The sequence below is a fragment of the Chromobacterium sp. LK1 genome, from assembly GCF_001043555.1.
Classification (GTDB): Bacteria; Pseudomonadota; Gammaproteobacteria; order Burkholderiales; family Chromobacteriaceae; genus Chromobacterium; species Chromobacterium aquaticum.
In genome coordinates, this window is sequence record NZ_LDUI01000039.1 from 27294 (window position 1) to 50186 (window position 22893).

At 64.7% G+C, this 22893-nt stretch carries 17 protein-coding genes; 6 read left to right on the forward strand and 11 right to left on the reverse strand.

What is annotated here, in order from left to right:
- Positions 1 to 250 precede the first annotated feature (250 nt).
- Together VI26_RS16975 and VI26_RS16980 are read left to right on the forward strand one after the other, a co-directional pair.
- On the forward strand, positions 251 to 1648 hold the full coding sequence (locus VI26_RS16975; RefSeq protein WP_082151125.1) for a methyl-accepting chemotaxis protein: 1398 nt from the start codon (positions 251 to 253) through the stop codon (positions 1646 to 1648).
- Positions 1648 to 2376, forward strand: a complete 729-nt coding sequence (locus VI26_RS16980; protein WP_048410943.1) for an ABC transporter substrate-binding protein — start codon at positions 1648 to 1650, stop codon at positions 2374 to 2376. The genes VI26_RS16975 and VI26_RS16980 overlap by 1 nt, the downstream gene beginning before the upstream one ends.
- Before the next feature lie 42 nt (positions 2377 to 2418).
- Here the strand turns inward: VI26_RS16980 and adhE are convergent, their stop codons facing one another.
- From adhE to VI26_RS17000, 3 genes are all read right to left on the reverse strand, one after another.
- Entirely contained in the window at positions 2419 to 5088 is a 2670-nt protein-coding gene (adhE, locus tag VI26_RS16985) for a bifunctional acetaldehyde-CoA/alcohol dehydrogenase (RefSeq protein ID WP_048410944.1), read from the reverse strand.
- Between the two features lie 413 nt (positions 5089 to 5501).
- The gene (locus tag VI26_RS25050) at positions 5502 to 6677 is read right to left on the reverse strand and encodes a carbonic anhydrase (RefSeq protein WP_231581039.1); all 1176 of its coding nucleotides are present in this window, start codon (positions 6675 to 6677) and stop codon (positions 5502 to 5504) included.
- Between the two features lie 138 nt (positions 6678 to 6815).
- Positions 6816 to 7181 carry an ester cyclase gene (locus VI26_RS17000; RefSeq protein WP_231581040.1) on the reverse strand — a complete coding sequence of 122 codons (366 nt, stop codon included), beginning with the start codon at positions 7179 to 7181 and terminating at the stop codon, positions 6816 to 6818.
- A 328-nt stretch (positions 7182 to 7509) separates the two neighbouring features.
- On the opposite strand from VI26_RS17000, the gene VI26_RS17005 reads away from it, so the two are divergent.
- Positions 7510 to 8442 (forward strand): LysR family transcriptional regulator, encoded by a 933-nt coding sequence (locus VI26_RS17005; protein WP_048410946.1) that lies wholly within the window; start codon positions 7510 to 7512, stop codon positions 8440 to 8442.
- A 94-nt stretch (positions 8443 to 8536) separates the two neighbouring features.
- Entirely contained in the window at positions 8537 to 9721 is a 1185-nt protein-coding gene (locus VI26_RS17010; protein WP_048410947.1) for an FAD-dependent monooxygenase, read from the forward strand.
- Positions 9722 to 9955: 234 nt separating this feature from the next.
- On the opposite strand, the gene VI26_RS25175 is transcribed toward VI26_RS17010, so the two are convergent.
- The 6 genes from VI26_RS25175 to VI26_RS17040 all read right to left on the reverse strand — a co-directional run bounded on the left by VI26_RS25175 (position 9956) and on the right by VI26_RS17040 (position 16045).
- Positions 9956 to 10087 carry a hypothetical protein gene (locus VI26_RS25175; RefSeq protein ID WP_255360817.1) on the reverse strand — a complete coding sequence of 44 codons (132 nt, stop codon included), beginning with the start codon at positions 10085 to 10087 and terminating at the stop codon, positions 9956 to 9958.
- Positions 10088 to 10387: 300 nt separating this feature from the next.
- Complete coding sequence (locus VI26_RS17020; RefSeq protein WP_048410949.1) at positions 10388 to 11824, reverse strand: EAL and HDOD domain-containing protein; 1437 nt, start codon at positions 11822 to 11824, stop codon at positions 10388 to 10390.
- 50 nt (positions 11825 to 11874) lie between these two features.
- Positions 11875 to 12975, reverse strand: coding sequence for a chorismate synthase (gene aroC, locus VI26_RS17025; protein ID WP_048410950.1), 1101 nt, complete (start codon positions 12973 to 12975; stop codon positions 11875 to 11877).
- A 57-nt stretch (positions 12976 to 13032) separates the two neighbouring features.
- Positions 13033 to 13677, reverse strand: a complete 645-nt coding sequence (locus VI26_RS17030; RefSeq protein ID WP_048410951.1) for a 2OG-Fe(II) oxygenase — start codon at positions 13675 to 13677, stop codon at positions 13033 to 13035.
- 59 nt (positions 13678 to 13736) lie between these two features.
- Positions 13737 to 14654 carry an alpha/beta hydrolase gene (locus VI26_RS17035; protein WP_048410952.1) on the reverse strand — a complete coding sequence of 306 codons (918 nt, stop codon included), beginning with the start codon at positions 14652 to 14654 and terminating at the stop codon, positions 13737 to 13739.
- 101 nt (positions 14655 to 14755) lie between these two features.
- The gene (locus VI26_RS17040) at positions 14756 to 16045 is read right to left on the reverse strand and encodes an MFS transporter (protein ID WP_082151126.1); all 1290 of its coding nucleotides are present in this window, start codon (positions 16043 to 16045) and stop codon (positions 14756 to 14758) included.
- Positions 16046 to 16098: 53 nt separating this feature from the next.
- Between VI26_RS17040 and VI26_RS17045 the strand changes: the two genes are divergently transcribed.
- On the forward strand, positions 16099 to 17769 hold the full coding sequence (locus tag VI26_RS17045) for an SgrR family transcriptional regulator (protein WP_048410953.1): 1671 nt from the start codon (positions 16099 to 16101) through the stop codon (positions 17767 to 17769).
- 115 nt (positions 17770 to 17884) lie between these two features.
- On the forward strand, positions 17885 to 18316 hold the full coding sequence (locus VI26_RS17050; protein ID WP_048410954.1) for an Hsp20/alpha crystallin family protein: 432 nt from the start codon (positions 17885 to 17887) through the stop codon (positions 18314 to 18316).
- A gap of 79 nt (positions 18317 to 18395) precedes the next feature.
- Here VI26_RS17050 and pepN read toward each other — a convergent pair whose 3' ends face one another.
- Together pepN and VI26_RS17060 are read right to left on the reverse strand one after the other, a co-directional pair.
- Positions 18396 to 21020 carry an aminopeptidase N gene (gene pepN / locus VI26_RS17055; RefSeq protein WP_048410955.1) on the reverse strand — a complete coding sequence of 875 codons (2625 nt, stop codon included), beginning with the start codon at positions 21018 to 21020 and terminating at the stop codon, positions 18396 to 18398.
- An 82-nt stretch (positions 21021 to 21102) separates the two neighbouring features.
- Entirely contained in the window at positions 21103 to 22881 is a 1779-nt protein-coding gene (locus VI26_RS17060) for a M61 family metallopeptidase (RefSeq protein ID WP_048410956.1), read from the reverse strand.
- Positions 22882 to 22893 lie beyond the last annotated feature (12 nt).

The window sequence follows — 22893 nt, forward strand, 5'->3', positions numbered from 1 at the left end:
GGCCGCGCCGCTGCCGATGCTATGGCTTGAGATTGTCGTTATGGCCCATAACACAGGGGCTCGAGATTACCTCAAGACCTTTGTCATGTCATGTTTCAGAATAAGCATGCGCACAAAAAGCATAAATGCGGCGTTTGATGGCGCATCGCGGCGCGCAAGCCGGCGTCAGCCGTCCTTGTCGCCCGCGCGGCGGTCCCAACTGCTATCAATAAAGCATTGAATCCATTGCCAGAACCTGGAGCGCGAAGCCATGCGGTACAACAGCATAGGCATGAAACTCAAACTGGTTTTCATGCTCATCATGTCGGTCTTGCTGGCGATATTCGGCGCGCTGGATTACTGGCGCACCCAGCAGGAATTGCGTCACGCGCTGGACGGCGAGGTGGCCGCGGTCGGCAAGCGGCTGGCCGCCAATCTGGCCGGACCGATGTGGAACTTCGACAATACCCAGGGCCGGCGGGTGGTGGAGGCGGAAATGAGCATGGCCGCGCTCAGCGGGGTGTTCGTGCGCGACGCCAACGGCGCGGCATTCGCCGGCTACCGCCGCGATGCCGGGGGCGCATTGCTGAGCGGCGGCGCGCCGCCGCCGGAGGCCGACCTGACGCAGGGCTTTCCAATCGTCTTCCACGACGGCGCCGGCACGCGCCAGGTCGGCAAACTGACCCTGCAGGTTTCCACCGACGGCATCCGCCAGCAGCTGCGCGCGGTGCTGTGGCGGGTAGCGGCGGAAATCCTGCTGCTGGACCTGGCCACGCTGCTGCTCTTGTCGCTGCTGCTGCGGCGCTTGCTGCAGCAGCCGATACGCGAAGTGAGCCAGGCGCTGCACGCGATCGCCGACGGCGACCTGACCGCGCCGCCGCGCCACCACAGCCGGGACGAGCTGGGCGACCTGGCGGAATCGACGCGGCGGTTGGTGAGCAAGCTGGCCGGCATTCTCGCCCATATCGACGCCTTTTCCGCCGACCTGGCCAATGCCGCGCGTCAGATCAGCCAGGCGGTGGACACGCTGAGCCAGCAGGCATCGGAGCAGGCCAACAATATCGACAAGAGCAGCGCCAGCCTGGAGCAGATTTCTTCCTTTGTGTGGAAGAATCGGGATTACGCCAAAAACACGGACCAGATGGCCAGCGACAGCAGCAAGCACGCGGCGGCCGGCGGCCAGGCGGTGGACGAAACCATCAGCGCGATGTGGGATATCGCCAACAAGGTTTTGATCATCGACGATATCGCTTATCAAACCAATCTGTTAGCGTTGAACGCCGCGATCGAGGCGGCGCGCGCCGGCGAGCACGGCCGCGGCTTCGCGGTGGTGGCCGGCGAGGTGCGCAAGCTGGCCGCGCGCAGCCAGCAGGCGGCCAAGGAGATCAGCCAGCTGACGCAGAGCAGCGTGCAGCGCGCCGAGCATGCCGGCGAACTGTTCCAGCAGATGTTGCCAGCGATCCAGAACACCGCCAGCTTGGTGCAGGAAATCAATAAATCGTCCAACCAGCAGGCATTGCAGGTGGAGCAGATCAACCAGGGCGTCAGCCAGATCAGCCGTTCGATGCAGGCCAATGCCTCGGCGTCGGAACAGCTGACCGCCACCGCGCGCGGCATGAGCGAGCAGGCGGCGGAGCTGGCGCAAACCATAGGCTATTTCAGGTATTGATGCGGTTTAGCGTTTTGATCCGTTTATGTCCGGTACTGGTGGCCGCCTTGTGCGGCCAGGCGCGCGCGCAGCCGGTTGTCACGCTGGCCTCGCTGGAGTGGCCGCCTTACGCCGGCGCCCAACTACCGGAGCGGGGCTTGAGCACGGCGACGCTGGCGCGGATTTTCCAGGCCGCCGGCTTTACGCTGGAAGTGAAGTTCTACCCCTGGGCGCGCGCGGTGGCGGCCGCGCGGCACAAGCCCGCGGTGATGGGGTATTTCCCGGAATACGACGCGGCGGAAGTGCGCCGCCACTTCATCTGCTCCGACCCCATAGGCCATGGCCCGCTGGGCCTGGCGCAACGCAAGGCCCAGCGCCTGCGCTGGCGCGAAGTGTCGGACCTGGCCGCCTACCGCGTCGGCGTGGTGCAGGATTACGTCAACAACTACCAACTGGACCGCAATATCGCCGAGGACAGACAGCGCTTCGACCCGGCACCGGACGACGGCAGGAATCTGCTGAAGCTGGCCAGCGGCAGCATAGACCTGGCGGTGATAGACCAGAACGTTTTCCACTATCTGCTGCGCCACGACTCGCTGGTGCGACACATCGGCCAAAGGCTGGAGATGAATCCGCGGCTGCTGGAAACCAAGACGCTGCATGTCTGCTTCAAACCGGGGCGGGACGGCGAACGCCTGGCCGCCATCGTCAACCGCGGCCTGAAAATCCTGCGCCAAGACGCCCGTTGAGCCAAGCGCCGCGCGAGCGCGCCGCTTGGCCGGGCACCAGGCTCACACCGCCTTGAGCTTGCCCTTGGCCGGACGCGTTTCCGGCTTGGCTTCCGCCTCTGCCTCGCGCTCCCAGCTTTCCTTGTAAGCGCGACCGTAATAGCTGTCCAGCAGCAGTTGCTTCAGTTCGCTGATCAGCGGATAGCGCGGGTTGGCGCCGGTGCACTGATCGTCGAAGGCGGCTTCCGCCAGCAGGTCCACCTTGGCCAGGAAATCGGCCTCGGCCACGCCGGCTGCCTGGATCGAGGCCGGAATGCCCAGCGTGCGCTTGAGTTCGTCCACCCATTCGATCAGCTTCTCCACCCGCTCATGATCGCGGCTGGCCTCCAGGCCCAGGTAGCGGGCGATCTCGGCATAGCGCGCCACGCTCTTGGGGCGGTCGTACTGGCTGAAGGCGGTCTGCTTGGTGGGCACGTCGGCGGCGTTGTAGCGGATCACATTGCTGATCAGCAACGCATTGGCCAGGCCGTGGGCCAGGTCGAATTCCGCGCCTATCTTGTGCGCCATCGAGTGGCAGACGCCGAGGAAGGCGTTGGCGAAGGCGATGCCGGCGATGGTGGCGGCGTTGTGCACCTGTTCGCGCGCCTTCGGATCGCCGGCGCCGTTGCGGTAAGCGGACGGCAGGTAGTCCTTGAGCAGCTTCAAGGCCTGCAAGGCTTGCGGATCCGAATACTCGTTGGCCATCACCGAAACATAGGCCTCCAGCGCGTGGGTCACCGCGTCGATGCCGCCGAAGGCGGTCAGCGACTTGGGCATATTCATCACCAGATTGGCGTCGACGATGGCCATGTTCGGCGTCAGCTCGTAGTCGGCGATCGGGTACTTGACCCCGGTGTTCTCGTCGGTGACCACGGCGAACGGCGTCACTTCCGAGCCGGTGCCGGAGGTGGTGGGCACCGCCACCATCAACGCCTTCTGCCCCAGTTTCGGGAACTGGTAGATGCGTTTGCGGATATCCATGAAGCGCAACGCCAAGTCTTCGAAATGCACTTCCGGGTGTTCATACATCACCCAGATGATCTTGGCCGCGTCCATAGGCGAACCGCCGCCCAGGGCCATGATCACGTCCGGCTTGAAGGCGTGCGCCAGGTCCGCGCCCTTGCGCACCACCGCCAGCGTCGGATCGGCCGGCACCTCGAAGAACACCTCTACTTCCAGACCCATTTTCTTCAGCAGGCGGATGGGCTCGTCGACAAAGCCGTTGTCGAACAGATACTGGCCGGTGACGATCAGGCAGCGGCGTTTGCCGGCCAGGTCTTCCAGCGCCACCGGCAGGCAGCCGCGGCGGAAATAAATCGACTTGGGCAGCTTATGCCACAGCATGTTCTCGGCCCTCTTGGCCACGGTCTTCTTGTTGATCAGGTGCTTGGGCCCGACGTTCTCCGAGATCGAGTTGCCGCCCCAGGAGCCGCAGCCCAGGGTCAGCGACGGCGCCAGGCTGAAGTTGTAAAGGTCGCCGATGCCGCCTTGCGACGACGGCGTGTTGATCAGGATGCGCGCGGTCTTCATCTTGTCGCCGAAGTAGCGGATGCGCTCGCCTTGCAAGTCCTGGTCGGTATACAGCGCCGAGGTGTGGCCGATGCCGCCCATCGCCACCAGCGCCGCGGCCTTGTCGCAGGCGTCGACGAAATCGCCGGCGCGGTACATCGCCAGCGTCGGCGACAGTTTTTCATGGGCGAAGGCCTCGGCGGCGGACACATCGCTTACCTCGCCGATCAGCACCTTGGTCGCCGGAGGCACCTCGATGCCGGCCATCGCGGCAATCCTGGCCGCGCTCTGGCCGACGATGGCGGCGTTGAGACTGCCGTCCTGCAGAATCACCTTGCGCACCGCCTCGGCTTCGCGCTTGGACAGGATGTAGCCGCCGTGCTTGGCGAAGCGCTGCCGCACCGCGTCGTAGATGGCGTCGACGATGATGACGGACTGCTCCGACGCGCACACCACGCCATTGTCGAAAGTCTTGGACATCAGGATGGAGGCGACCGCGCGCTTGATGTCGGCGGTTTCGTCTATCACCGCCGGGGTGTTGCCGGCGCCGACGCCGATGGCGGGCTTGCCGGAGGAATAAGCGGCGCGCACCATGCCCGGGCCGCCGGTGGCCAGGATCAGATTGAGGTCGGGGTGATGCATCAGCTGATTGGACAAGGCCACCGAGGGCTCGTCTATCCAGCCGATGATGTCCGGCGGCGCGCCGGCGGCCACCGCCGCCTGCAATACCAGCCGCGCCGCTTCGCAAGTGGAGCGCTTGGCGCGCGGGTGCGGCGAGAAAATGATGCCGTTGCGCGTTTTCAAGGAGATCAGCGCCTTGAAGATGGCGGTGGAGGTGGGATTGGTGGTCGGCACGATGCCGCAGATCAGGCCCACCGGCTCGGCGATGGTGATGATGCCGAAGGTGTCGTCCTCGGCCAGCACGCCGCAGGTCTTGTCATCCTTGTACTTGTTGTAGATATACTCGGAAGCGAAGTGGTTCTTGATCACCTTGTCTTCCAGCACGCCCATGCCGGTCTCCGCCACCGCCATCTTGGCCAGCGGAATCCGCGCGTCCGCGGCGGCCAGCGCCGCCGAGCGGAAGATGTGATCCACCTGCTCCTGGCTGAAGCCGGCAAACGCGGCCTGCGCCTTTTTCACCCGCGCCACCAGCGCGTCCAGTTCCAGTTCATTGCTAACGGTCATTTCAAGTCTCCCAAACAGTTAAACCTGTCGCGGCGAGAGAATGACTAATTGGCGACAATTCATTTTCATTTATGAAAATAAAATCGTGACAATACCATTGTCCATTTACCACGCATTCTCATCGCGCTAAAACTTATTTGTAGCAAGCGCGTTACAACAAGGCGCTTTCAATGCAGAAAACCTTGTCGCCGGCAAAGACGAAACCATAGCGGCGGCATCAATAAACCCATGCTAAGCGAAAAAACAATATTCGGTTTTGCGCATTGCCAAACAAATACGGATTAAGCGGAGAAAAAATGTCGTAGTCGGAATAATGACGGGAAATAAGCCGCCGCCGGCTGTAACGGCGGCGCTACCGCGCAAGCAAAATGGCCGCCTTGCGGCGGCCATCGGCGTGAGCGGCGGCGAAGCCGCTACTTCATGAAGCTGTATTTGAAGTACTGCCCGGCGCGGCTCATGCCGCGAATCTTGGCCGGATCGGTTTCCCCGTTCAAATTGGTGATCACCAGCTTGCCGCGTCCCTGCTTCAGATCGTTGCCCACGTCGTAGAAGGCGCCCACCACGGCGAGCCGCCCGGCCTCCACTTCGCCGGAAAAGGTCATGATCGCCGCTTCCACCTGATTATTGATATTGAGCAGCGCGCCATTGGTCGCGTCGATGTCCTTGGGAATATTGATCGCGGCCAGCGCCTGCTGCTGGGCTTCGGACTGCTGGCTGTAATCCGAGGCGGCCAGCTTGACCGCTTCGCAATCGGCCTGGCTGACAAACACCAACAGCGGGGTATGCAGCTGACGCACGCCGTATTCGACGGCGCCGCCGGCGCCGGCCAGTTGGCTGCCATAGCTGGGCACCAGCAGCACCTGCTTGCCCTCGCCCACTCGTTCGGCCTTGGCCGGCGTTCTGGACGCGGAGCAGGACACCAGGGTGGCGCGCGCGTCCTGCCCGCCCGGCAGGCCATGGCCCGCCTTGGCCACCGAGGCCAGCAAGGGCTGCAACTGGCGCAAGGTGGCCGCCTGCATATCGCCCGCGGCTGCGGCCGCCGGTTTAGGCTTGCGTTTGACCAGCCGCTTGCGCGGCGCATGGCGCAGGGAGTCCGGCCCGTGAACTTCCGGGCTGGGCTGGCTCAAGTCCTTGTGGACCGGCGGCGGCGACATCTTGACGGCCGGCTCCAGCTTTTCCGGCGCCTTGGCCTCGGCCGGCTTGCTCGCCATCGGCTTGGCGACTGCTTTGGCCTCGGCTTTGACTTCAGGCTTGGCGGCGGCCTTGACCTCCGGCTTGGCCCCTGGCTTGGCTTCCGGCTTGGCGGTTTTGGCCTCGGGCGGATGCTCCGCCGCCTTGGCCGCCTTGACCTCGGGCTGATGCTCCGCCTTGGCGGCGGGTTTCGCTTCCGGCTTGGCCACCGGCGCCGCGGGCTTGGCCGGCTCGTCCTTGTGCGCGTCGGCGGCGGCTTGCGGCTTCAGCTTCAAGGGCAGTTTGATCACGGTCTTGGGCTGCGAGCCATCGGCCGACGGCGCTTCCTCGGCCCAGGCCTGGGCCATCAACATCGCCAGGCAGAGCGCTAACCGGCCCTTGCGTCCAAGCATCCCCATGCACAACTCCTTATTGTCATCTTGACCAACATTATATTTATGCAATATCGGCCAAGTTTGACAAAACTGAAAGCCGGCGTCGATTTCTGCATGAATAACGGCTCAAACCCGACATGGGTCGCGTGGCCGGCGCCGCCGTCAACTACTCTGTATCCAGTATTCGACGATGCGGCCGTCCGCCACCCGATAGCAGGCGCTGCCGATTTGCCGCACCGTCTCGCCGCTACCCGCCAGGTCGCGCCCGGTCTGGGTCCAGCGCGCATACGCCTTGTCGCCGTCCACCAGCAATTCATCCACCCGCAATTCGAACGCGCCGTAGTCGCGCAGGAACTCGCGTATATGCGCGGCGTAGTCGGCCGGGCTGCGCTCCAGCGCATATGGCGCCTCCGCCACTAATTGATGCGCTAGCACCCGCGACGCGAAATAGCGCTCCGCCGCGTCCGGATCGCGCCCGGAGCGCACTTCGTTCAAAAATCCCGTTACCACTGCTCTCGTATCCTGCATCGTCATTCCTCCTCTATTGGCCATTGCCATCAATGAAAAACGCGGCGGCCCCGCGCGCCGTCCACCGAATTGACGCACGGCCGCCCCCCTCGCGCCGCCGTGCACTTCACCCGCTCCAGCGCCTCGACCTCATCGCGGAGCGCATGCCGCGCATGCGCGCACATTCCTTCCCACCACAAGCGACCCAGCCGCCCCCAGAACCGACTCCATGCCTGCTTGGCTCCCGACACCATGATGCGCTCCAATTGTTCTGCTATTGATTACGCAGCCATGCTAATCTACATGCACAAACAATAAAATCCGCCAAAAACCCACACACTGTTCTGAAATGAAAACAAATCATCCTCCCTCGCCAGACGCTTTGCTGGCCTTCGACGCGCTGGCCCGTCATGGCGGCTTCACCGCGGCGGCCGATGCGCTCGGCTGCGCCAAAAGCCGCATCAGCCAGTTGGTGAAGCAATTGGAACAGGAGCTGGGCACGGTGCTGGTCTTGCGCAATACCCGGCGCGTGGCATTGACCGAGGCCGGCCAGCGCCTGGCCGTGCATGCGCGCCAGCTGCGCGAAATGCTGGACCGGGTGCGCGGCGATGTCGGCAATGTGCAGGACTGCGTGGAAGGGCCGCTGGTGATCAGCTCGGCCTCCGCCTTCGCCCAATTCCTGCTGGTGCCCATTCTGTCCGAGCTCTCCAATCAGTACCCGGGGCTGGAAATGCAGTTGCAAGTGGAAAACCGCCTGCAGGACCCGGTGGCCGAGGGCCTGGATTTCTGCGTGCGCACGCGCAATGTCTACGATGAGGGCTTGGTGGCCAAGCCATTGGGCTTCATGCGCGAAACCGTCTACGCCTCCCCCGGCTACCTGGCGCAGGCGCCGCGGCTGGAGCACCCGGAGGACCTGTGCCTGCACCGCGTGCTGTATGACTCCAGCAAGGCGCCCAGCGAGGCGGTGGAATGGTCGCTGGAGAAAGACGGCGTTTACCTGCGCATGCCGGTGCGGCCGGTGCTCAGTTGCAATCAGTACGCGCCGCTGCTGTCCGGCGCGGTGGCCGGCTGCGGGCTGGCGCTGCTGCCGCATTATGTGGCCAGCCATTTTCTCGCCAGCGGCCAGTTGGTGCCGGTGCTGCCGGGCTGGAGCCACGACTGTTGGCCGGCCTTCCTGGTCTACCCCTATCGCCACCCGCTGCCGCGCAAGAACGAGGTGTTCATCCAGCACGTGGTGCCGCGGCTGCGCGCGCTGCTGGCAGCGGAACCGCAAACAGCTTGATCCAAGCCAAGACGCGCGGCGCCTCCCCTGGGCTATGCTGGCGCGCGACCCGGCGCTCGGCGAAAAGCGCGGGCAAACGATTGGAAAGGGATTTATGCAATACAGCGATATTCTCATCGTCGGCGGCGGCATGGTGGGCTCGGCGCTGGCCGCCGCCTTGTCCGGCCATGGCCTGAGCATCGCGGTGCTGGAACAAGCGCCGCCCGCCCCGTTCGACGCGGCCCAACCGCCGGATCTGCGCGTATCGGCGATCAGCCCGGCCTCGGCGCGCTTTCTGCAGCGCATCGGCGCCTGGCCCCGGGTACTGGAGATGCGCGCGGCGCCCTATCTGCGCATGCAGGTATGGGAGGACGAGGAGGCCGCCGGCACCCTGTTCAGCGCCGCCGAGGCCGGCGAGGCGGCGCTGGGCCACATCGTGGAAAACCGCATCGTGCAGCTGGCCGCCACCGAAGCGCTGCGCCAATGCGCCGACGTCGACTATCTGGCGCCTGCGCGCATAGCCGAACTGGCTTATCAGCCATTTGCATCGCGGGTGACGCTGGAGGATGGACGCCAATTGAGCGCCCGGCTGCTGATCGCCGCCGACGGCGCGCGTTCCGCGGTGCGCGACGCCGCCGGCATCGGGGTCACTAGTTGGGACTACCCGATGCACGCGCTGGTGGCCAGCTGCGAACTGGATCAGGAGCAGCAGGACATCACCTGGCAACGCTTCACCCCGAACGGCCCGCAGGCCTTCCTGCCGCTGACCGGGTCCTACGGTTCCCTGGTCTGGTATCACCGCCCGCCGGAAGTGCAGCGCTTGCTGGCACTGGACGAGGCCGAGCTGGCCGCCGCCTTTCACGCCGCCTTCCCGCGCAAGCTGGGCAATATCCGCCGCATCCTGGCCAAGGGCAGCTTCGCGCTGACCCGCCGCCACGCGCAGCGTTACATCAAGGACGGCGTGGTCCTGGTCGGCGACGCCGCCCATACCATACACCCGCTGGCCGGCCAGGGCGTCAACCTGGGCTTCCAGGACGCCGCCAAGCTGGCCGAGGTGATACTGGAGGCAGCCGCCCATGGCCGCGACTTCGCCAGCGCCGATGCGCTGCAACGCTACCAGCGCGCGCGCAAGCCGGCCAATCTGGCGATGCAAACCGCGATGGACGCGTTCTGCTACGGCTTCGCCAACGATATCGCGCCGCTGCGGCTGGCGCGCCGCCTGGGCATGCGCCTGGCCGACCGCGCCGGGCCGTTGAAACGCGAGGCGATACGCTATGCGCTGGGCTTGAAAGGCGGCTGACGCCTGACCATTTTTCCTTGACCGGCCGCGGCGCCATGGCGCTTGGACGGCTATGCTGAAGCAGCCGCGCCCTCATGGGCACGCTCTCATCTGTGCTGATACCGCCTTCACGGCGAGCCGGCCACCGCTCAAGGAGCCTCTCCGATGAAACGCCTGACATTGCTGGCAACCCTGGTTTGCACGCTCGGCGCCGTTACCATGCCGGCCTGGTGCGCCGCTCCGACGCACGGCCCGCTATTCAGCCAAGGCGGTGGCGGTGGCGGACATGATGGCGGCGGCGGTGGCGGACATGATGGCGGCGGCGGCGGTTCCGGAGGCGGTTCCGGAGGCGGTGGTAGCGGCCATGATGGAGGAGGTGGAGGCCACGGCGGTGGCGGATCAGCAGGCGGTCCCGGCGGGGCCGGCAGTCATGACGGCGGCCCCCAAGGCGGCAGCGGCCCAGGCAAGACCAACGACGGCCCGCAACACGGCGCGGCGCCGGGCAATGCGCCATCCGGCCAGCCCAGCGGCGCGCCCCCGGGAGACCGTCACGCGCCGCCCGGCGCCGACGATGCGGCCACGCGGGGACAGGCTCCAGCCCAGGCCGGCAACAGCCAATAGGCAAAGCAAACAGGCCGCATCCAAGGATGCGGCCTGTTTGCTGTCAACGCGCTGGCGAACAGATGCTCACACCGCTTCCACATTGTTGTGGACCTCGCCGTCGCGCAACACCACCTGCGCCCATACCGCCGCGTCCATATAGTACTGGTTCACCAGTTCCACCTCGAAATCCAGTACCTTGGCCAGTGCCTCGATCTGCTCGGTGTCGCCCTGCTCACAGGCCAAGGCCATCGCCAGGAAGGGGGCGAACATGCCGCGGCGCTCCACCACCGCCTCGCGCACCGGCGAGGCCAGTTCCAGCGGGTCCAGCACATCGGGAAACGGCACGCCCAGCAACACATCCAGCATGGAGAACATGCCGGTAAGAAACAGATGCTCGGCTTCCACCTTATTACCGCGATAACTGCCCATGCGCTCCAGTAGGCGCGCGCGGATCAAGGACTTTTCCAGCAGCGACACCGCGGTGCCATCGTCCTTGCGCGAGGTGAACAACAGCATGGACAGCCACTTGAACAAGGTCTCGCGCCCCAGCAGCATCAGGGTTTCCTCGATGGTCTGCACCTTACGCGACAAACCATGCACCGGGGAATTCATGAAGCGCAGCAGCTTGAACAGCAATACCGAATCCAGCTTGAACTGGATTTCAATCTCGGCGGCCTCGGCATTGGCGCGCAGCATGCGCATGATCTGCAGCACCCTGGTCTGGCTGGCGTCCACCTTGCCGCCTTCCAGCGCGCGCACGGTGGCGATGAAAGGACCGTGGAACAAGGCGAAACGGTGATGGCCGGGGCCACGCAGGCAGACGTCCAGATCCTCGGCGGTGCCGACATTGCGCGCCATCCAGCGCACCGTGGGGTAGCGCTTGGGCAATTGATCCAGAATCGGCGCCAGCACCTTGGACGAGGGCGCGGCGAAGTCCAGCACCATGAAGTCCATGCGGCTGAACAAATCGTTCTGCAGATGCGCCGGCAGGCTGCCAGGATCGTAAGCCGCCGGCTCCAACGCGAAGCGCATGCCTCTTTGCTTGAGCGTGTCCAGCTGCTGGAGCATCTCGTCGGAGACCGATCCAGTCTGCGACGGCTCCAACACGAAGATCACACTGCTGGCCGGCATATTGGACAGCATGGGATCGTCCAGCGTGTCGATGGAGATATGGACGAAGGCGCGGCGGAAAGCCAGCAGGCGGAATATGTCCATATTCTGCAAAGTGCTCAGCATCAGCCGGTCGAATTCCTGCTGCTTGCCGGCGGCGATGTTGCGCTTGCCCTGGCGCACGAAGAAATCGTAAGCCACCACCCGCTGCAACCGGTCCATCACCGGCTGGTGCGACACAAAGCCCAGGGTGGCGGGCAGGTCCAGCGGCGGCGAGTTTTCCAGCTGCCGGCTGGCCGCGCTATTGGGCGCCAGCTCGGTGAATGGCGTCGGAACCACCGCCTCGTCGTCGGCGGCGTCCGCGGGCTTCTTCAAACGGCCGGTCAGGCCACTGATCAGATTTTTCAGCATGTTCCGTCCCACCGGATATGCCGGCGTCGTCCCGGCTTACGGTTTAAAGTCTAGCTGATTCGGCCGGCAATTCTGGGAGTATCTACCGAAACATCGCCGCATTGCGCGCGATGGCGCAAGGCGTGGTCGATCAGCACCAGCGCCAGCATCGCCTCGGCGATGGGCGTGGCGCGGATGCCAACGCAGGGATCGTGGCGGCCATGGGTTTCCATGGTCAGCGGCTGGCCCTGCTTGTCTATGGAACGGCGCGGCTGGGCGATGGAGGATGTCGGCTTGATGGCGATGGACACCTCGATGTCCTGGCCGGTGGAAATACCGCCGAGCACGCCGCCGGCGTGATTGCTGGCGAAGCCCTGCGGCGTCAGTTCGTCGCCGTGCTCGCTGCCACGCTGGGTGACGCAGCCGAAGCCGGCGCCGATTTCCACACCCTTGACCGCGTTGATGCTCATCATCGCGTGGGCGATGTCGGCGTCCAGCCGATCGAACACCGGCTCGCCCCAGCCCACCGGCACGTTCTCGGCCACCACCCGCAGCCGCGCGCCTATCGAATCCAGGCTCTTGCGCACGCTGTCCATATAGCTTTCCAGCTGCGGCACCACCTCGGGATCGGCGGCGAAGAAGGGGTTGGTGGACACATGCTCCCAAGCCTTGAACGGAATGGCGACTTCGCCGATCTGGCTCATGTGGCCGCGAATGACGATGCCGTAGCGTTCGCTCAACCATTTCTTGGCGATGGCGCCGGCGGCCACCCGCACCGCGGTTTCGCGGGCGGAGGAACGGCCGCCGCCGCGCGGATCGCGGATGCCGTATTTGTGCCAATAGCAGTAATCGGCGTGGCCGGGACGGAAGGTGTCGGCGATATTGCCATAGTCCTTGCTGCGCTGATCGGTGTTGCGGATCAGCAGCGCGATTGGCGTGCCGGTGGTCTTGCCCTCATACACGCCGGACAGGATTTCAACGCTGTCCGGCTCGCGGCGCTGGGTCACATGGCGGCTGGTGCCGGGCTTGCGCCGGTCCAGTTCCAGCTGGATGTCGGCTTCGCTGATCTCCAGTCCCGGCGGGCAGCCGTCCACCACGCAGCCTATGGCCGGGCCGTGGCTTTCGCCGAAGGAAGTCACCGTGAACAACAATCCCATGGTATTGCCTGACATCTTCACTGTCCTTTGTGTGCTGAATGCTTGGCGAAGATTCTAGCACGACCGTTCCGGCTACCAGCCGACCGCCGTTGCCAGCCGGCGGCGGAACCAGCCGGTGATGGACAGCCGCTGCTGGCCGGCCGGCAATACCTCGTGCCAGAAACGGTCGGACAGAAACAGCGCCAGGGTGCCGGCTTCCGGCCGGACATCGACATGGCGCTCGCCGTCCTCGTCCAGATAGAGGCGCATCTCGCCGCCCGCGTCGGCCGGCCAGTCGTCGTTCAGATACAGCACCGCGGTCAGCGCGCGCGCGTCGTCGTCACGGAAGCGGTCCAGGTGTTTTTTATAGAATGCGCCCTGCGGATACACGGCGAAGTGGGACTCCAGGTCCTCCAGCCCCATGTAGAAGGCCTGGTTCACCGCCTGACGGACGGCATCCAGCTTGGAGAAATACAAGGACGCGGCGGAATCCGCCTTGTCCGGCTCCAGCCACAGCACCGAATCGGAACGGATTTCGCTGCGGCGGTTTTGCTGCGCGGCACGCCCGACGGCGGCCTCGTGGAATTTGCCCTGCTGCCAGTTGGCGAGGCACTCCTCGCGCAGCAGGCGGATCTCTTCTGCGCTAAACAGGCTGCGGTCCACGACCCAGCCCTGTTCGGCAAGGTTGTCGATAACAGGCCCCAGTAAATAGGGCGTAACTTCAAAGTGTTGTGTCATGATTCATTCTCCCAGCCGCGATTTCTACCACAGCCGCGCGTCCAGGAGAATGTGATTTATCAGTAATTTTCGCTGACCCTATCATACTGCCCATGCAGCCATGCCAATACCAGCGGGAAATGGTCCCGGATGGCATCAGGATGGGTCAATAATGACACATGATTGTAGTCGTGCAGGTGGCCGGCGCGCCGCGACAACAGATGCAGCCGCGACAGATGCGGGCCGGATTCGTCGCGAAAACGGCGCACATCCTCCGGATGGCCGCGACAGGGATCGTTGCCGGCGGCGAAATACAGCGCCGGCGGCAAACGCGCGCTTTGGGCGGCTGCGCCATAGTCGAAGCCGTCGTCGCTGTCCACCCAGGGCTTGGGCTGCGCCCACAGCTTGCTTTGCAGATGGCTCTTGTCGCTCTCGTCGTCCGCGCCCAGGCGGATGCGCCGCGCCGGCAGATAGCCGAAGCAGCGGATCAACACCCGCGAGGCGATATTCCACATGAAGTCCACTTCCACCAGCTTGTTCAGATTGCGCACCCGCACGCTGCGCTTGCTGCCGAAGTAGACCAGGCTGGCCACTTGCTCAGCCAGCTCGGGAAAACGCATCAGACAGCTGGACATATGCACGCCGCCCCAGGAATGGGCCATCCAGTGCAGCGGCGCGCCGTGCTTGAGTTCGCGGATGTGACGATGCAGCGCCGGCAGGTCCTCGCAGATGGTCTCGGTCTGACCGTGACGCGAGGCGCGGCTGATCTTGGGAAGGCTACGTCCACGGCCGCGCAGGTCGGCGGCGAACACATCGTAGCCGGCCTCGGCCAGGTAATGCGCCAGCCCCTTGCCGGAGTCGCTGTAAAAAGTGCGGCCATTCGCCATCACACCGTGCAGCAGCAGTACCGGCGGGCCTTCCTCGCGACAGTAAATGCGCTTGAGATACAGCTGCTCTTCCCCTACCACGACAAATAAATCCTGTTCGCGCTTATCCATGGCCTTCTCCTCGTATCGGGCTTGTTTCGTCGTCTGCGCGACAATTCAAACAAGCGCTTGATCATGACAAAAAAACCGCCAAAGAGATAGCCCGCGTCAGATCACGCCTTCAAGGCCGAAGCCTGCCAGCGACTGCCGCGCCGGGTCCGCCGCAAGGTCTCGCCGCGCAAGGCCAGCAACCAGGCCAGCGCGCAGAACGCCGCCATTCCGGCGAACAGCAGCCCGGCGGACGCGCGGGCCAGCACCCAACCAGCCAGCATCGGTCCCAGCGCGCCCCCCAGGCTGGCCAGGTTTTGCGCGCCGTAATAAATGCCCTTGCAGTCCTCCGGCGCGATCGCGTCTATATACAGATACTCGGCCGGCACCAGCACAATCTCGCCCAAGGAGAACACCAGCATCGCCGCGCACATGCCCCACAGGCCGCCCGGCATCCAGCCGAAACCCAGCGTGCCTAGCCCCAGCAAGATGAAGCCCGCGCCTATCGCCGGCATCAAGCGGTCCGGCCGCAAGCCGCGCCCCAGCGGATATTGCAGCAGAACCACGCACACCGCGTTGCAGCTGATCAGCGCCGACATCCAGCGCAGCACCTCCGCCTCGGGCAAGGTTTGCATCAGATACAAGGGCAGATAGCTGGAAAAACGCGCATACACCAGATTGGCCAAGGCGCAACTCAAGGTGAACAACACCAACACCCGGTCCTGGCGCAGCCTGGCCAGCGTGTCGATGAATCCCGCGCCCGGGGCGTCGGCTGCGACGCGCGGCGCGGCCGCGCCGCCACGCGGCGTCGCCAAGCCGCCTGCCAGCGCCAGCGCGATCGCGCACCAGAACGGCCAATTTCCGTTCCAGCCCAGCAGCAGGCTGCATAGCAGCGGTCCCACCGCCCAGCCGACATTGGCCAGGGTGTAGCGCAGGGAAAAGGCCTTGCCGCGCCGCTCCGGCGGCAGCAGATCGCTGATCAGCGCCTTGACCGCGATGCCGTGCACCGCCTGGCCGATCTCGCTGAGCGCCAGCGCCAACGCGGTCCACCACAGCTGCTGACTCAGCGGCAGCACCAGGTAATTGCCGGCGATCAGCAGCGCCGCGCCCCACAACACCGGCCGCCGCGGCCAGCGGTCCACCAGGTGACCGCCATACAGGCCCATCACCGCGGACAGCAGCAGCACCGCGCCCAGCAACAGGCCAATCTGCTCGCTGTCCAGCCGCAATTGCCGCCCCAGGGTCAGCACCAGCAAGGGCGCGACCACCGCCCGGCTCATCGTCAACAGCCATGAGCAGACCAGTAAGTACCGGATTTGCTCCTCATTTCTTACATCCGCCATCGCCACCACGCCTATGCAAACAGGAAACCCGGACAGTATCCTGTCAAAAGCGGAATCAAAAAATGGATGCATGCCGGGAAAATAACTTCCGCTTTTGGCGTGCGAACCGGAAAGCGAAGCAGCGGATGAAGCTGGAACAACAATATCAGGCCCTGTATCAGGCCTACGCCGAACAGCGCCCCGCCCAGCCGGGGCTAGCCGAGCTGTGCGCCTTGTGGAACTGCAGCGAGCGCAATGCCCGGCTGCAGCTGGCCAAGATGCGCGAGCGCGGCTGGCTGGCCTGGGAGCCCGGCCGCGGGCGCGGCCGCAAGTCGCGGCTCAGCCTGCTCTGCGCGCCGGAGCAGCTGGAATGGCAGCGGCAGCAGCAACTGCTGCGCGACGGCAAGCTGGAGCAGGCGTTCGCACGGCTGTCCACTCAGCGCCGCGCGCAATTGCTGGCGGCGCTGCCGCAATATCTGGGCAGCGCCGCCCAGGGCCGCTGCCTGCGCATCCCGATTCCGCATCCGCCGCTGAGCCTGGACCCGCTGCACGTCAGCGGCCGGCTGGAGTCTCATCTGGTGCGACAGATCTTCGACCGCCTGTGCCGTTTCGACCGCGGCTTGCAAAGCCTGCAAGGCGGGCTGGCCCATCACTGGGAAAGCGACGCCGCCGCGCGCCGCTGGCGTTTCTGGCTGCGCCCGGGCCTGCAATTCCACGATGGATCGCCGCTGCAGTCCGACGCCGCCGCCGCCAGCCTGTTGCGGCTGCGCGAAGCCGGCAATCCCTACCAAGTGCAATACCGCCATCTGCGCGCGGTCGACATCCATGACCCGCTATCCTTCAGCTGCCAGCTGGACGACGGCGACTTCCTATGGCCGCAGCGGCTGGCCACCGCCAACAGCTCCATCGCCCCCTTGCGACGGGGCGCCGACTTTGAACGCCTGCCGGTGGGCAGCGGCCCGTTCCGGGTCTCCCGCCACAGCGAGCAAAGGCTGGGCCTGAGCGCCTTCGCCCACCATTACCGCGAGCGGGCGCTGCTGGACGAGATCGAGCTGTGGTTCATTCCCAACTGCGACGGCGGCCAGGACTTCCATCTGCGCCTGGACTATGCCAACGACGGCAGCGACGGCACGCTGCAATCCGCCTGCACCTATCTATTGCTGAATCCGGACTGGGCCGGCAGCGAGCGCGCCCCGCTGATGCGCTGGCTGGCGGAACCGGCGCTGGTGCAGCCCAACGATCCGCTGCAGACACCGGCGCTGGGCCTATTGCCCGGCTGGCGCCATCCCTTGCCGCAAGCCCAGCGCCGCCCCAGGCTTGAGCGCACCCGCCTACGGCTGTTCCATTACGACCTGCCCAGCTTCCCGCCTCTGGCCGCCGCCATCCGCCAACGCCTGGCCGGCTTGTCCATAGATCTGGAAATCCACGCCCTCAGCCGGCGCGCCTTCTTTCACGATCAGGACTGGTGGCCGCAGGCTGACCTGATGCTGTGCAGCGAAGTGCTGCACGACGACCGCGACTACAGCTGTCACGAATGGCTGGGCACCCGCCAGCCGCTGCAACGCGGCCTCGACGCCGCCACCCAGGCGCGCTTGAACGCACAGCTGCGGGACATTCAGCGCCAGCCTGACACCAGCCTGCGCATGGCCGGCTACGCCGCCATCGGCGACTGGCTGTGCGCCGAGGGCTGGGTGCTGCCGCTGTCGCATGAGCGCCAAGGGCATCAGGCCAGCCCGCGGCTAGCCGGGCTGCAAATGAGCGAGAACGGCTGGACTGACTTCGCCAGCCTGTGGTTGCGCCCCGAGCAGTCGGGCTGAACAAAGCGCCTCCACTCCAGCCAACAACGCAGGGGCTTGATAATCCCGGCTTAGCCCCTATATCGACAACAGGGCCCGTTTCTCAGCTAAACCATTGATCAAAAAGGAGAGTACGATGAACATCCTGCCTTCCCGCGGCAATGTGAGCCTGTTTGACGAATTGTTCCGCGATTTCACCCCCGGCTTTTTCATCAAGCCGCTGCATGGCGACCCGCTGCCCAGCCAAATCAAGATAGACGTGAAGGAAAGCGCGACGCATTTCACCGTGAGCGCGGACATCCCCGGCGTCAACAAACAGGATATCCATGTGGAAGTGGACGGTCCGCTGGTCACCATCAAGGCCGAGGTACACCAGACGGACAGCGACAGCAAGGATGAACGCAATCTGCGCATGGAGCGCTATTACGGCGCGGTATCACGCAGCTTCCAGCTGCCGGCGGAGATAGATCGCGACGCCGCCAGCGCCAAGTATGAAAACGGCGTGCTCAGCCTGACGCTGCCGAAAAAGCAAGGTGGGCAGGGCGGACAGCGGCTACATATAGAATAAGCCGCGCGGGGAAACCCAAGCTGTCATGAAAAAAGCCCCGGTTTTAAACCGGGGCTTTGTTGTGAATGGCTAGCGAGCGTCAGGCTTCCAAGATCTTGGACACGATCTCGTACACATCCTTGGACAGTTGCTGCGCGGCCAGGCGCTGCAATTGCTCGCGCATCAGCGCCTGACGCGCCGGCTCCAGCTTTTTCAGCCGGCGGAAGGCATTGACGATGCGGCTGGCTACTTGCGGGTTGATCGCGTCCAGCGCCAGCACCTGGTCGGCGAGGAAGCGGTAGCCGCTGCCATCCGCCGCATGGAACAGCGCCATATTGGCGCCGAAGCTGCCGATCAGCGCGCGCGCCTTGTTCGGGTTCTTCAAGGTGAAGGCCGGGTGCTGCATCGCCGCTTGTACATGCTCCAGCGTGCCAGGCAGCTGGCTGCTGGCCACCAGCATGAAGAACTTGTCCATCACCAGCGCGTCCTGCTGCCAGCGGGCGGCGAAGGCGGTGAAGCATTCATCGCGCTCAGCGCCGTCGCGGTCGCGCAAGGCCATCAGCGCGCCCATCTGGTCAGTCATATTGTCCGCGCCCAGGCACTGCTTGGCGGCGGCCTCGGCCGGCCAGGCATCATCCAGCCGGTTCAGCATGGCCAGCGCGCGGTTTTTCAGATCGCGCCGGCCGGCGTCCTGCGGCTTGTAGTCGCGGGTCAGGTTCAGCTCGTAAGCCTCGCGCCATTCGCCGCGCAGCGCCTGCGCCAGCTCGTCCAGCACAAAGTCCCGCACCTGGTGGATCAGCGCCGGGTCGGCCGCTTCCACCATTTCCAGGATCTCGCCCTCGGACGGCAGGGTCAGCATCAGCGCCTTGAACGCAGGATCGGCCGCATGGTCTTTCAGCACCGCGCGGAAGGCGGCGACGAAGGTTTCCGGCAGCTTCAACTCGCCGCCGGCGGCGACCGTCGCCAGCAATTGCTTGAACAGCCGTTCCGCCAGCGTCTGGCCGGCTTCCCAGCGGCTGAAGCTGTCGCCGTCGTTGGCCATCAGGAAGGCCAACTGATCATCGCGCCAATCGAACTCCAGCTTCACCGGCGCGGAGAAACCACGCAGTAGCGAGGGCACCGGTTCGGCCGCAATGCCAACGAAGGTGAAGCTTTGTTCCGCCGCCTTGACGTCCAGCACCCGGGTGCCGCCTTGCGCTTCGGCTTCACCATCCAGCCGCAGCGGCAAATCGGCGCCGTCGGCGCCCACCAAGCCCAAGGCCAACGGGATGTGGAAGGGCTGCTTCCGCTCCTGTCCCGGCGTGGCCGGGCAGCTTTGGCTCACCTTGAAGGTGTAGCTTTGCGCCGCGCCGTCGTAACGGCCGCTGACGCTGAGGCGCGGCGTGCCGGCCTGGCTGTACCACAGGCCGAACTGCTCCAGATCGACGCCGTTGGCGTCGGCCATCGCCGCACGGAAATCGTCGCAAGTCACCGCCTGGCCGTCGTGGCGCTTGAAATACAGGTCCATGCCCTTGCGGAAGCCAGCCTCGCCCAGCAGGGTGTGATACATGCGCACCACTTCCGCGCCTTTTTCATACACCGTCATGGTGTAGAAATTGTTCATCTCGATATAGCTGTCCGGGCGGATCGGATGCGAGGTCGGACCGGCGTCTTCCGGGAACTGGTGCACGCGCAGGCCCTTGACGTCCTCGATGCGCTTGACCGCGCGGCTGCTCATGTCGGCGCCGAACTCTTGGTCGCGGAACACGGTCAGGCCTTCCTTCAACGACAGCTGGAACCAGTCGCGGCAGGTGACGCGGTTGCCGGTCCAGTTGTGGAAGTACTCATGGCCGATCACCCGCTCCACGCCCTGGAAGTCGGCGTCGGTGGCGGTATCCTTGCGCGCCAGCACGTACTTGGTGTTGAAGATATTGAGGCCCTTGTTCTCCATCGCGCCCATATTGAAGTCGCCGACGGCGACGATCATATAGATGTCGAGGTCGTACTCCAGCCCGAAGCGCTGCTCGTCCCACTTCATCGAGTGCTTCAGCGCTTCCATCGCGTGCTGAGTCTTGTCCTGGTCCGCCGGCTCGGTCCAGATCTCCAGCGCCACTTCGCGGCCGCGCATGGTGACGAATTTGTCTTTCAGCGCGGACAGCTTGCCGGCCACCAGCGCGAACAGATAGGACGGTTTCTTGTACGGATCCACCCACTTAACCCAGTGGCGCTTCTTGTCCACCATGCCCTCGCCCACCTTGTTGCCATTGGACAGCAGCACCGGGAACTTGTGCTTGTCGGCGACGATGGTGGTGGTGAACTTGGCCATCACGTCGGGACGGTCCAGGTAATAGGTGATCTTGCGGAAGCCTTCCGGCTCGCACTGGGTGAACAGATTGCCGTTGGACGCGTACAAGCCCATCAGGCTGGTATTGGCCACCGGGTCGATCTCGGTTTCCAGTTCCAGGATGAAGCTGTCCGGCACGCCGCGCACGGTCAGCTTGTCGTCGAGCAGCGCATAGCCGTCGTCGCCCAGGCGTTCGCCGTCCAGCGTCACCGCCGCCAGCGTCGCGCTGCCGTCCAGCACCAGGTCATCCTGGCGCGTGGCCTTGTCGTTGCGGGTCACCACCAGCCGCGCATGCACGCGGGTGGCGTCGTCTTCGATATCGAAGCTCAGATCGACGCGGTCGATCAGAAAGGGGGGCGCTGCGTAATCTTCGCGGTACTTGACTTGCGGCTGTTGAACCATGCCTAGGTCTCCTTCGATGCCGGCTGCGCCGGTCTTGGCTGGAGGAGGACGCCGCCGGGCAGCGGCGACGCCCCGATGAATGTCAGTGGCGCAGCCACTTGGCGCCGCCGTCCTGCACCAGCAGGCGGCAGGCGTCCGCCGGCGCGGCTTGCAGTTCAAGCTGCAGGCTGAGCAGTTCGTCGCGGCGGAACAGGTGCAACTTGAGCTTGTCGCCGGGCTGATAGCGCGCCAGCGCCTTGTCCAGATCCACCGCCTTGAGCTTGTCTATGGCCACGATCACATCGCCGCCGGACACGCCGGCGCGTTGCGCCGCACCGCCGTCGTAGACATTGAGCACGCGCACGCCCTGGGCCTCGGCCACCGCCTTGACGCCCAGGCTGGCCGGCGCCGGCTTGCCGCTCAGCGCCAGGCCGCCGCGGTCGCCGGCATTGGCCGCCGGCTCGAAGCGCAGCTCCACGCCCTGGGTTGCCAGCAGCTCGGCCAGCGGCAGCGGCTTGACGCTGCGCAGCGCATGGTCGAAGAAGGCCTTGAGATCCAGTCCGGTGGCGGCTTGCGCCTGGCTTTCCCACTCGTCCTCGGCTAGGCCCTTGCCGTCGTCCAGCCATTTGCGCCACAGCGCGCGCATCACATCGTCCAGCGACTGGCGGCCCTGGCTGTCGCGACGGATGGTCAGGTCCAGCGCCAGCGCGGCCAGCGCGCCCTTGGTGTAATAGCTGACGATGCTGTTGGGACTGTTTTCGTCCTGCCGGTAGTACTTGGTCCAGGCTTCGAAGCTGGACTGCTCCAGTGTCTGCTTCAGACGGCCCGCGCCGCGCTCGACGCCGCTGACGGTTTCCGCCAGCAGGCCCAGGTAGCGCTTCTCGTCGATCAGACCACAACGCACCAGGCTCAAGTCGTCGTAATAGGAGGTAATGCCCTCGAAGGCCCACAACAAGCGGGTATAGCCTTCCTGGTTCAGATCATAGGGGGTGAACGCCGCCGGCTTCATTCGCTTGACGTTCCAGCTGTGGAAGTATTCGTGGCTGATCAGGCCCAGTAGTTTCAGATAACCGTCGCCGATGTCCTCGACGCCCTGTTGCGGCAGATCGTCGCGGTTGGCCACCAGCGCGGTGGACGCGCGGTGCTCCAGCCCGCCGTAGATGTCCTTGCCGACAAAGAGCATGAACACGTAGCGCTCGAACGGCGCCGGTTCGCCGAACAGCTTGATCTGGTATTCGCAGATTTTCTTGGCGTCGCGCGCCAGGCGCTTGAGATCGGCGCGGAAGCGGCCGGAGACGACGAACTCATGCGGCACGCCGCAGGCTTTGAAGCTGACGCTTTCGAACTCTCCCAGTTCCACCGGGTGGTCGATCAACTCGTCGTAACAGGCGGCCTGGTAGCCGCCAAAGCCGGTTTTCTTGTCGGCGCCGCGCGCAGGCAGGCTGGTCGCCACCTTCCAGCCGGCATAGGCCTTGCCTTCCGGCGGCAGTATCTGCACAGAGCAGGGGTCGCTCTCATAGCCTTCCACCGCCAGGAACACGCTGGTGCCGTTATAGAAGCCGCGTTGTTCGTCCAGATAGGCGCCGCGAACCGACAGATCAAATGCATAAACCTTGTAGCGCAAAGTCAGCGCGCCCTTGACCGGCGCGGCTTGCCAGCTGTTTTTTGTCAGCTGGACCAGTTCCACCGTTTTCCCGCCGGATTCCGCGCGGATTTCAACAATATGCTTGGAGAACTCCCGAATCATGTAACTGCCGGGAATCCACGCCGGCAGCACGAACTGCTGGCCCTTCTTGGCGGGTCGGGACACGATGACGGCGACCTCGAAAAGATGCGCCGCCGGGTCGCAAGGGAGTATTGTGTAGCGAACGGGAACGGTCATGAGCAGATTTGC

Bases quoted from the DNA above. Each gene is read 5' to 3' on its own strand.
- adhE (WP_048410944.1), bottom strand. From the start codon at position 5,088: ATGACCGTTAGCAATGAACTGGAACTGGACGCGCTGGTGGCGCGGGTG.
- VI26_RS17045 (WP_048410953.1), top strand. From the start codon at position 16,099: ATGAAGCTGGAACAACAATATCAGGCCCTGTATCAGGCCTACGCCGAA.
- VI26_RS17005 (WP_048410946.1), top strand. From the start codon at position 7,510: ATGAAAACAAATCATCCTCCCTCGCCAGACGCTTTGCTGGCCTTCGAC.
- aroC (WP_048410950.1), bottom strand. From the start codon at position 12,975: ATGTCAGGCAATACCATGGGATTGTTGTTCACGGTGACTTCCTTCGGC.
- VI26_RS17000 (WP_231581040.1), bottom strand. From the start codon at position 7,181: ATGCAGGATACGAGAGCAGTGGTAACGGGATTTTTGAACGAAGTGCGC.
- VI26_RS17030 (WP_048410951.1), bottom strand. From the start codon at position 13,677: ATGACACAACACTTTGAAGTTACGCCCTATTTACTGGGGCCTGTTATC.
- VI26_RS16975 (WP_082151125.1), top strand. From the start codon at position 251: ATGCGGTACAACAGCATAGGCATGAAACTCAAACTGGTTTTCATGCTC.
- VI26_RS17060 (WP_048410956.1), bottom strand. From the start codon at position 22,881: ATGACCGTTCCCGTTCGCTACACAATACTCCCTTGCGACCCGGCGGCG.
- pepN (WP_048410955.1), bottom strand. From the start codon at position 21,020: ATGGTTCAACAGCCGCAAGTCAAGTACCGCGAAGATTACGCAGCGCCC.
- VI26_RS17040 (WP_082151126.1), bottom strand. From the start codon at position 16,045: ATGCATCCATTTTTTGATTCCGCTTTTGACAGGATACTGTCCGGGTTT.
- VI26_RS17010 (WP_048410947.1), top strand. From the start codon at position 8,537: ATGCAATACAGCGATATTCTCATCGTCGGCGGCGGCATGGTGGGCTCG.
- VI26_RS16980 (WP_048410943.1), top strand. From the start codon at position 1,648: ATGCGGTTTAGCGTTTTGATCCGTTTATGTCCGGTACTGGTGGCCGCC.
- VI26_RS17035 (WP_048410952.1), bottom strand. From the start codon at position 14,654: ATGGATAAGCGCGAACAGGATTTATTTGTCGTGGTAGGGGAAGAGCAG.
- VI26_RS17050 (WP_048410954.1), top strand. From the start codon at position 17,885: ATGAACATCCTGCCTTCCCGCGGCAATGTGAGCCTGTTTGACGAATTG.
- VI26_RS25050 (WP_231581039.1), bottom strand. From the start codon at position 6,677: ATGGGGATGCTTGGACGCAAGGGCCGGTTAGCGCTCTGCCTGGCGATG.
- VI26_RS17020 (WP_048410949.1), bottom strand. From the start codon at position 11,824: ATGCTGAAAAATCTGATCAGTGGCCTGACCGGCCGTTTGAAGAAGCCC.